This window comes from Caballeronia sp. BR00000012568055 (assembly GCF_029439455.1).
Taxonomy (GTDB): domain Bacteria; phylum Pseudomonadota; class Gammaproteobacteria; order Burkholderiales; family Burkholderiaceae; genus Caballeronia.
Genome location: NZ_JAQFVG010000248.1, coordinates 26,559 through 36,402, shown reverse-complemented (window position 1 = coordinate 36,402; position 9,844 = coordinate 26,559). Strand labels below are relative to the sequence as shown.

9 protein-coding genes are annotated in these 9,844 nt (G+C 61.8%); 2 read left to right on the top strand and 7 right to left on the bottom strand.

All coding sequences use genetic code 11. From position 1 onward, the window contains the following. From P7F28_RS13270 to P7F28_RS13240, 7 genes are all read right to left on the bottom strand, one after another. Positions 1 to 1,161, bottom strand: a 1,161-nt coding sequence (locus tag P7F28_RS13270; RefSeq protein ID WP_277184959.1) for a bifunctional aspartate transaminase/aspartate 4-decarboxylase, incomplete at its 3' end; no start/stop codon positions are given. Between the two features lie 46 nt (positions 1,162 to 1,207). Beyond that, positions 1,208 to 2,899 (bottom strand): aspartate-alanine antiporter, encoded by a 1,692-nt coding sequence (gene aspT / locus P7F28_RS13265; protein ID WP_277184958.1) that lies wholly within the window; start codon positions 2,897 to 2,899, stop codon positions 1,208 to 1,210. A gap of 367 nt (positions 2,900 to 3,266) precedes the next feature. Next, on the bottom strand, positions 3,267 to 4,328 hold the full coding sequence (locus tag P7F28_RS13260) for an alkene reductase (RefSeq protein ID WP_277184956.1): 1,062 nt from the start codon (positions 4,326 to 4,328) through the stop codon (positions 3,267 to 3,269). Positions 4,329 to 4,382: 54 nt separating this feature from the next. Continuing rightward, complete coding sequence (locus P7F28_RS13255; RefSeq protein WP_277185156.1) at positions 4,383 to 4,676, bottom strand: helix-turn-helix transcriptional regulator; 294 nt, start codon at positions 4,674 to 4,676, stop codon at positions 4,383 to 4,385. 118 nt (positions 4,677 to 4,794) lie between these two features. After that, positions 4,795 to 7,599, bottom strand: a complete 2,805-nt coding sequence (locus P7F28_RS13250) for a YadA-like family protein (protein WP_277184955.1) — start codon at positions 7,597 to 7,599, stop codon at positions 4,795 to 4,797. After that, on the bottom strand, positions 7,508 to 7,909 hold the full coding sequence (locus tag P7F28_RS13245; RefSeq protein ID WP_277184954.1) for a hypothetical protein: 402 nt from the start codon (positions 7,907 to 7,909) through the stop codon (positions 7,508 to 7,510). The genes P7F28_RS13250 and P7F28_RS13245 overlap by 92 nt, the downstream gene beginning before the upstream one ends. Positions 7,910 to 7,917: 8 nt before the next feature. Then, entirely contained in the window at positions 7,918 to 8,508 is a 591-nt protein-coding gene (locus tag P7F28_RS13240) for an ESPR-type extended signal peptide-containing protein (protein ID WP_277184953.1), read from the bottom strand. 535 nt (positions 8,509 to 9,043) lie between these two features. Here P7F28_RS13240 and P7F28_RS13235 point away from each other — a divergent pair. Continuing rightward, entirely contained in the window at positions 9,044 to 9,451 is a 408-nt protein-coding gene (locus P7F28_RS13235) for a DUF6232 family protein (RefSeq protein WP_277184952.1), read from the top strand. Between the two features lie 110 nt (positions 9,452 to 9,561). Continuing rightward, a complete protein-coding gene (locus P7F28_RS13230) occupies positions 9,562 to 9,843 on the top strand; it encodes a hypothetical protein (protein WP_277184951.1) in 282 nt (93 codons plus the stop codon). Position 9,844 lies beyond the last annotated feature (1 nt).

Genomic DNA, 9,844 nt, shown 5'->3' with positions numbered 1-9,844 from the left:
GACCGTGCGGCTGTCCGCCACCAGACGATCGATAAACTTGAGCTTGTCCGGCTCCGTCGTGATGGATTCGTAGCGTTCGTGCAGCACCGCTTTCTTGTCCTTCGGCAGCGCGGCGATCAGTTCATCGAAGATATTGTCTTCATGCGTGGCGATGGCGCCGAGCCGCCATCCCGTCGCGCCGAAATACTTCGAGTACGAATACACGAGGATGGTGTTTTTCGGGCATAACGCGAAAAGCGAAACGAAGTCGTCGGCGAAGGTGCCGTAGACATCGTCGGTGAGGAGAATGAGATCGGGCCGCTCTTTGACGATCTCCGCAATGTATTGAAGGCTGGCATCGTCCATTTTGACGGACGGCGGATTGCTCGGGTTGACGAGAAAGAACGCCTTCACTTTCTTGTCGCGCAGTTTGTCGAGTTCCTTCTTTGAGTACTGCCAGTTATTTTCGACGCTCGCGTCCAGATTCACCACGTTGAGCTTGTAGTCGTTGAGGTGCGGAATCTCGATATACGGCGTGAAAATCGGCCTGCCGAGCGCGATGGTATCGCCTGCGCTGATCAGGAAATTCTCGCGCATGGTATTGAAGATATAGGTCATGGCGGCGGTGCCGCCTTCGACCGCGAAGGTATCGAATTTACCAACGAACGGATGCTTGCCGATCATCTCGCGCCGCAGATATTGCGCCACGATAATCTCCGACAACTTCAGCATCCGATCCGGCACCGGATAGTTCGACGCGAGTATGCCCTCGCACATCTCATACAGAAAATCCGCCGCGTTCAGGCCGAGTTGATCGCGCACATACGACACCGCGCCCGCCAGAAACGCGATGCCCGGCGTGCCCTTGAACTCGCGCGCAAAGATTTCGAAGCGCTCTTCTATGCCCTCGCGCTTCGGAAATCCGCCTACACCTTCCGGCATATACGCGAAAGAACGCTCGGATTCGCGCATCGCGAAGAGGCCGAGTTGCCAGAAGCCATGACGCGGCACGGTCGCAAGAAAGTTCGGATTGCCGCGCCCCGCGTTGAGCATGGCGAGATTCGCCGGGCGTTCCACCACGCCGCCGCCTGCCGCCTTGATAAGTTCGTCCTTCAGTTCGAACGGACTGAGCGCGGCCGTGGCGGCGCGATCGTCGAGACTGGATTTCGAGGACTTGGACATCCGACACCTCCGGAAAGGTTTTCGATGAAAGAGAACGAGATCGGGATCAACTGAGCAGCATGACCATCACCATTCCCCAGATCGTCAGCAGCGTGTTGCCGACGGCATAGGTGACGGTGTAGCCGAGACCGGGAACCTGACTCTTGGCAGCATCGCACAACATGCCGAGCGCGGCCGTCGTGGTGCGCGCGCCCGCGCAAATGCCGAGCAGCAGCGCGGGATCGAACCTGAAAATGTATTTGGCGATATACATGCCGATGATCAGCGGTACTGACGACGCGAAAATCCCCCACAAGAACAGGCTCACGCCGAGCTTCTGCAAGCCCGCGACGAAGCCCGGCCCCGCCGTGATGCCCACCACGGCGATAAACACGTTCAGCCCGACCGAATTCATGAACCACAATGTGGGAGACGGAATGCGCCCGAAGGTCGGATGAATCGCGCGCAGCCAGCCGAACACGATGCCCGCGATCAGCGCGCCGCCCGCCGTCGAGAGCGTGATTGGAATGCCGCCCGCGCGGATCACGATTGCGCCGATCAGCGCGCCGAGCGTGATGGCGAGACCGGTGAACGCCATATCGGCGATATCGGTCGGGCGGTCGATCACGCCGACTTGCTTTGCCACCGCAGTCGTGTCCTGCGTACGGCCGACCAGCGTGACCGTATCGCCGCGATGCAGCTTGGTCGCGGGCAGCACGGGAATGGGCGTTTCGGTCGCGCCGCGCTTGATCTTGCGGATAAACACGCCGCGCGCGCCCGGCAGTTGCGCGAGTTCGGCGAGCGTTTTCCCTTCGACCGCTTTACTCGTGATGTAAATATCGACGCCTTCCACCGGCACCGCGAGCAATTCGGGATCGTCCACTTCGTGCGCGACGCCGCCGAGAATATCGACGAGTTGCTCGCGCTTCCCCGCGACAGCGACGACATCGCCGGGTTGCAGGACATCGTCGATCTTAGCTTCGTCGATCGTGCCGCCGCGCCGAATTCGTTCGATGAAAAGCCGCACGCCCGCCGGTTCGAGCGCTTCGGCCTGCCCGACCGTCAGCCCGGCCACGCGCCCGCCCGCCTCCACGCGATACGCCCGCAGCGAGAACTCATGCCAGGCGAGCGCGCCGCCGCCCGACGTCGCCGCGCCGCCCATTTTTTCTTCGTATTCCTTACACGCTTGCACCAGGTCGATGCCGAGCAGCTTCGGCCCGAGCATCGCCAGAATCAGCGCGGAGCCGATGGTGCCGTAGATATACGTGACGGCGTAGGCCGTGGGCATGGCATCGAGCAGCGGCTTGGCCTGATCGGGCGGCAGGCCGAGACGGTTGATGGCGTCGGTGGCGAGGCCCATCGACGCGGAAATGGTCTGCGAGCCTGCGAACAATCCCGCCGCCGATCCGACGTCGTATCCCGCGACTTTCGCGGCCAGATAAGGCGCGGCGAGGCACAGCACGCAGAGGATCACTGAGAAAATCGCCTGCGGCAGCCCGTCTTTCGCGATACCGCGCACGAACTGCGGCCCGACGCCATAGCCTACGGCGAAGAGGAACATCAGAAAGAAGACGGATTTGACGTTCGGCGAGATGGTGATGCCAAGCTGCCCGATGGCGATGGCCGCGAGCAGTGTCGCGGTGACCGCGCCTAAGCTGAAGCCTTTGAAGCTTTTCGCGCCGACCCAATAACCGATGCCCAGCGAGAGAAACACGGCGATTTCAGGATAACTGCGCAGCGTTGCGGTGAACCATGACATATGCACTCCTTCGCGGAACGAACCTCACGCGTGCTTATAACGGCGAGGATGAAACCAGGGGAATGAATGACCATTGATCCATGACGCCCGTATCAATCACTGCGACAGCGGACTGCGACAGCGGACTGCGACAGCGGGGTCGTCCAGACGATGACGCGGATGCGGACGCGTCTTCGTGACACGCACCGCGATCGGGCTTATCGCACCAATACACTATTTTTGCCGCAGCGTTGAATGAAAAATCGATTGTTTCCGCCGAGTCGCTGGTGCGCGGCGATCATTGCAGCGAATGCTGGAGAGGCGTCGCGCACAAAAAAACAGCGGCCGAAGCCGCTGTTTCCTCACTGCCCGAGTGCTTTGAAACGCCTTACTCCGCCGTCTCCAGCAACGGATAATCCGTATAACCCTTCGCGCCCGGCGCATAGAACGTGCTCGTGTCCCAATCATTCAGCGGCGCGTCCAGTTCGAACCGGCGCACCAGATCCGAATTGGCGATAAACGGCTTGCCCCACGCCACCGCATCCGCATCACCGCGTTCGATGATCGCTTCTGCGCTGTCCTTCGTGAAGCCTTCGTTCGCGATATAAACCCCGCCGAACGCCTTCTTCAGTTGCGGTCCGAGACTATCCGATGCCTCGTGCTCACGCGCCGCGATAAACGCGATCTTGCGCTTGCCCAACTCGCCTGCGACATAACCGAACGTTGCGGCGCGATCGCTGTCGCCCATCGTGTGCGAATCGGCGCGCGGCGCAAGATGCACGCCCACGCGATCCGCGCCCCACACATCGATACATTGATCCACCACTTCGAGCAGCAAGCGCGCACGGTTTTCGATCGAGCCGCCGTAGGCATCCGTGCGCACGTTGGTGCTGTCCTGCAAGAATTGATCGAGCAGATAACCATTCGCGCCGTGCACCTGCACGCCATCGAAACCGGCGCGCTTCGCGTTTTCCGCGCCCTTGCGATACGCCGCCACCACGCCAGCGATTTCATCGAGTTCGAGCGCGCGCGGCGTCACGTATGCGCGCTGCGGACGCACCAGGCTCACGTGTCCTTGCGGCGCGATCGCGCTCGGCGCAACCGGCAATTCACCGTTCAGAAACACCGGATCCGATACACGGCCCACGTGCCACAGTTGCAGCATGATCTTGCCGCCCGCATCGTGCACGGCCTTGGTGACCTGCTTCCAGCCTTCGACTTGTTCGTCGGACCAGATGCCCGGCGTGTCGGCATAACCGACGCCTTGCGGCGTCACCGACGTCGCTTCGCTCAGAATCAGACCGGCCGATGCGCGGTCCGCGTAGTACTGCGCCATCAGCGCGTTCGGCACACGCACGTCGCCTGCGCGCTGACGCGTGAGCGGCGCCATCACAATGCGGTTCTTGAGCGTCAATGCGCCGACCTGAAGCGGATCGAATAGATTAGCCATGTAACGGTATCCTAATTAAATTGAAAGTATCAGCCGATGCGAAAAATCACGCGCTCAGAGATTGCCGACGGAATCGCGGAACGCCTGAATCACCGCTTCATCGCGCTTGAAGAACACCCATTGTCCGACGCGCTTGGTGGTGACCAGACCGGCCTTGTGCAAAGTCGAAAGATGCGCCGAAACGGTGGACTGCGACATGCCGCAGCGCCCATCGATCTGGCCCGCGCAGACGCCATGCACGTGCGGCAATTCCTGTTCAGGGAAATGCCGCTCAGGCTCCTTCAGCCATTCGAGAATCTCACGGCGAAGGGGGTTGGCGAGGGCTTTGTGAATAGCGTCGATGTCCATTTCAGTGCAGGTACGGTTGACGGCCGGGAACGGAGTCAAAAAGCGATCCGTTTCAAATCGTCTTAAAACGAATCATATATCGTTTTTTTACGATACACAAGTATTGGGTCGCTGCGGCCTACCACTGCACGCCTGCGCCCACGCCGAACACCAGTCCGCCCGACGTCACCGACATGCCGGCCTTGAGCTTGAGGTTCGGGTTGATGCGCGCGTTGCCGCCCAGCGCGACGGCCTGATAGCCGCGATATCCGCCCGTGCCGATGCCGATCGACATGGTCTTGCCGGCGTCGGCTTCCGGGATCATCGTCATTGCGGTGGCGGCGGCGATGCCCGAATAGGCGTTGCGGGCGAGATCCGTGATGCCCTGCTGCACCTGGTTGAAGCGCTGATCGGTGTAGGCGTTGGCTTGCGCCAAGCTGGCATTGAGTTGCGACACGTTGACCGCGTCGTCCGCTTGCGTGCCCGCCGCGACGTGGGAAATTTGCCGGTCGCTGCCGTCCGATCCTACCGATACGACATTGGCGCGGCCATCGTCCCGGCTGCTTGCGCCGAGCGCGATCGAATTTGCGCCGGTCGAGACGGCCGCATTGCCGATCGCCGTCGAACCCGCCGCACTCGCCTGCGATCCGCTGCCGATCGCCGTGCTGTCCGCACCCGACGCCACCGCGCCCGCGCCGCCCGCCGCCGCGCCCTTGCCCGTCGCGGCAGGCGTGGCCGATGTCGTGCTCGTGTTGGCGACGAACATCGGCGTGCCATTGCCGCCGGAATTGCCGCCGGCGTTGATATCGGCGATTTGCTGCGCGAGTTGCGCCTGCACGGCCTGAAGCTGCGCGACGTTGACGGCATCCCCGGCGGTCGCGCCCGCAGCAAGCCCCGTGATCTGCCGATTGCCGATATTCAATTCTCCTGACGATGTCTGCTGCCCGCTCAGTCCAAACGCGGTGTAATTCGCCAGCGGCCCGACCAGCGTGGCCGATCCCGCGCCCAGCGCAATGCTGTTGACGAACGACGCATTCGCGCCCGCGCCGATCGCCAGGGCATCGGCGGCGCTGCTCTGCGCGCCCGAACCCAACGCGAGGCTGGCCGCGCCGCTCGCGTGCGCGTTCGCGCCGGAAGCGATCGACTGCGCGCCCGAGGCCGTGCTGCCGCTGCCGATGGCGATGGCATCGGCCTGTGCCGCGTGCGCATCCTCGCCGATGCCCACGCCGCCCGGCGCAGTGCTATCGACGATTGCGCCATCGCCGATACCCACGCCGAAATCGCCATTGACGACCGTCGTCGGTCCGACCGCGACTGATTGCGAGCCGATCGCCAGCGAATCGGCTAGCGTCGAATTGACATGGAAGTATTCGGTTCCGGTTACCGCAAACGAGTCGAGCGCGCCCGCGAGTTGGCGGATCGTCACGGCGTCTTGCTGGGCCGTGCCATCGGCGACATTCGTGAGTTGCCGATAACTCGCGCCCGTCGCGCTGCCGAACGACACCGCGCCCAGCAAGGTTTCGTCGGACGTATTGAACGGAATGGCGTGCGTGCCGCCGTTGGGAATCGTGCCCTGTGCGGGCGCGATGGGCCGATCCGAAACCGATCCCTCGCCAATCGCGACGCCGCCCGCAACGGACACTTGCGCTTGCGAGCCGATCGCCACCGCACCGCTTGATTCGGCTTGCGCGCCGACACCCGCCGCCAGCGCGTTCAAACCTGTCGCGCCGTTGTTGGCGAAGTTGCCGCCCTGCGTGCCGCCATCGTTCACGCTGTAGTAGTGGGTTTCCGTGCTGGCGACCGCAGCGTTCAGTTGCGCGAGGTTGACGGCATCCGTCGATGCCGTGCCCGCCGCCACGCCGATGATCTTCGCGCCCGCCGCGTCGATGCCCGATGTCGTCACGCTCGGTCCGTTCAGGATGCTCAGACCGTTGGTATTCAGCGTCGTGTTTCCGGTGGTCACGCTCGAGAGCGTGAGGTTCGGCGCGAGATTGAAGGTGACATCGTTATTGGCGGTGGTCTTGCTGATGACGACGTTGCCATCGCTATTGGTCAGATTCACGGTCGCGCCCGGCGCGACGTTGGTGCCGTTCGCGCCTTGCGCCTGCAGGTTCCAGCCTTCGGACGCCATGCTGTTCGCCGCCTGGATCGCCTGATTCGTCGCGTACAGTTGCGAGCCGTTCACCGCATCCGTCGATGCCGCCGATAACTGCCCCGCCGCCACGTTCGTGATTTGTCTCGTCACGCCAGACGCGCCCACGCTGACCACGCCCTCTGGTGTCGCACCCGCGAACGAATAACTTTGCCCATCAATAATCGCGTTGGACGTCGATACCGCTGCGGACGTCACGCTCGACCCTTGCCCCAGCGCGACATTGCTTCCCGTTACGCCCGCCGCGATGCTCGCGCCGTCGCCCACTATGGTGGCGTTCGCGTTGCCGTGATCGGACGCGCCGCTGCCCATCACGACCGACCCCGCGCCGCTCGCCGATGCACCGACGCCCGCCGCAATCGCGTTCAGTCCCGTCGCGCCGTCGTTGGCGAAGTTGCCGCCCTGCGTACCGCCATCGTTGACGCTGTAGTAGTGCGTTTCGCCGCTCGCGACCACCGCGTTCAGTTGCGATACGTTGACTGCATCCGTCGATGCGGTGCCTGCCTGCACGTTGCTTATCTTCGCGCCCGCCGCGTTGATACCCGATGTCGTCACGCTCGGACCGCCTTGGATGATCAAACCGCTGGTGTCGAGTTTCGCGTTGCCCGTCGTCACGCTCGTGAGTGCGATATTCGGCGCGAGATTGAACGTGACGTCGTTGTTCGCTGCGGTCTTGCTGACGACCAGATTGCCGTCCGCGTTATTCAAATCGACCGTCGCACCCGGCGATACGGTCGTGCCGTTCGCGCCTTGTGCCGTGAGCTTCCAGCCTTCGGACGCTGTCGCGCTCACGGCATCGACGGCCTGATTCGTCGCGTACGCTCGACCCTTGCCCCAGCGCGACATTGCTTCCCGCCACGCCCGCCGCGATACTCGCGCCGCCGCCCAATACCGTCGCGTTCGCGTTGCCGTTGTCCGACGCGCCGCTGCCCATCACCACCGATCCCGCGCCGCTCGCCGCTGCACCGACGCCCGCCGCAATCGCATTCAACGCCGTCGCGCCATCGTTAGCGAAGTTGCCGCCCTGCGTACCGCCATCGTTGACGCTGTAGTAATGCGTCTCGCCGGCTGCGACCGCCGCGTTCAGTTGCGATACGTTCACCGCGTCCGTCAGCGCTGTGCCCGGCGCGAGGTTCGTGATCTTCTGGTTATTGAGCGATGCACCGCCGTCCAGCGACGCCAGCCCCGAAATGCTCGCAACCCCCCGATAATTTGCGTCCCGTTCGTGGTTCCGTTGATGTACGCACCGTTGTTCAGCACGTAGAAGCCGTACGTATTCGCGGTCGATCCGCCCGCTGTGGTCACGCCGCCTATCGAGGTCGGCAAGCCGCCGATCGAACCTGCGCCCTGCACGCCGCCGACGACCATCATTCCGCTGTTGGTCATCACGGTGGTCGTGTTGGTCGTGTTGCAGGTGGCGGACGACGATATCACTCTAGTCGTGCCGCCATCTACGATGCCGTAACACGCCGTATCGCCATTGTCGTTGACGTAAAAGCCTGTCACTGCGTGTGCGGCGCCGGAAAACAATAGCGTAAAAAGAGCTAACGCCAATCGCTTTCTGAATATCGACATTTTCGGACGGCGCGCACACGACATAATCACATTTCCACACCGCGCACCGCATACAACGACGATCTCTGAAACCGCCACCCAGGCGCGACATACGTCATTCCAAATCGTCCGATATGATTTTTTCATTCTCTTCACCTTTCTGGATATGCTTGAAACGGAAAGACACGCCTTTAGAATCGAGAAACGAGAGCGCCGGAACGGGAGGCCGAGCGAGTCCATTGCCTGTCTCGCGGAGACGGCTTCAGGTCAGCCTGCTAATTCAAGCGGGATAGGCGTCAGTCAGTTCCGTATCGAAAAGAATGGCTCGAAACCACATTTTCGAATCAGGAAATCACGATATATAAATCGTGAACCCGCGGTATTTAAAATCGGATGACTGCAACCTTCAATTCAGAATGGTCGATTGATAAATCGAAGTCCAGCGATATTATGAATTCAATCGCGCCGATGCTTTCATGAGCATGTAAACCTGAATAATAAATCGGGCTTTCATTCGGGAATCAGCCGAAACAAAACCACCAGATTTGTGCCGCGCGCCAGAACTGAAAATCGGCATTATTTGATATTTATCTTTCCGCCGATTTGAAATAAATAGCCGTCACGTGGAGGCCGCCACGTCGGTCTGGTAACCTACGCGGCTCACTCCGGATTTGAAGATTTCATGAACACACCTTTTAACGAACGTGGCGTCACGCTGTCGCGCGCGGGCCTGTCGGCATCGGGCCAGATGATTCCGTTGCGCGAGCTGCGCGCCGCGCGCGTCGTGAAAATCGAGCGCAAGAAGACCTTGCCCGTAGCGCTGGCGCTGATCGGCGCAGTGGCGCTGGGCGCGGGCGTCGTCACCGGCTCGGGCGCGGCGCTGGTGCTCGGCGTGATGATGGTGGTGGTCGGTTATCTGACGTGGATCACGCAGGACGTGATCTATCAATTGATGGCGGACACGCCCGATGGCGAGCGCGAAGTGCTTATCACGAAGGATCAGGATTTCGCCGATATGGTCGCCGCGTTGGTCACGGAAGCTATCGCGAAGCACGCGGCGGCATCGGCAGCGCCGAAACCGCAGGCGTGATTTTGATGCGGTTTTTACGCCGCAAAGCGCGTCTTTAGCAAGGCGTTTAGCCCGGCGGCGCTACAGTGCACAGGTCTTGACTGCGAGCCGCCGTCGCGCGGCTTTGATCGATGTACCGAACCTTCGATTCGCCCGCCCTTCCCCACGCACGCCACTGCGTCGCCTTCGATTTGACAGTTCCCGGTCTGGATTCATCACCCGCGCGCGATATGCTCGGCTACGCATTCGGCGCGGGCACGCACGCCTACGTCACCTCGACGAACCGCCTTCACGATTGCAGCACGCTCTACGTCGAAACGGACAGCGACGACATCAACGATGTCATTGCTGTCCTCACGACGCATTTTCCGCAAGCAACGCTCGGCCGCGTGACACGCATCACGCGGCGCTGAC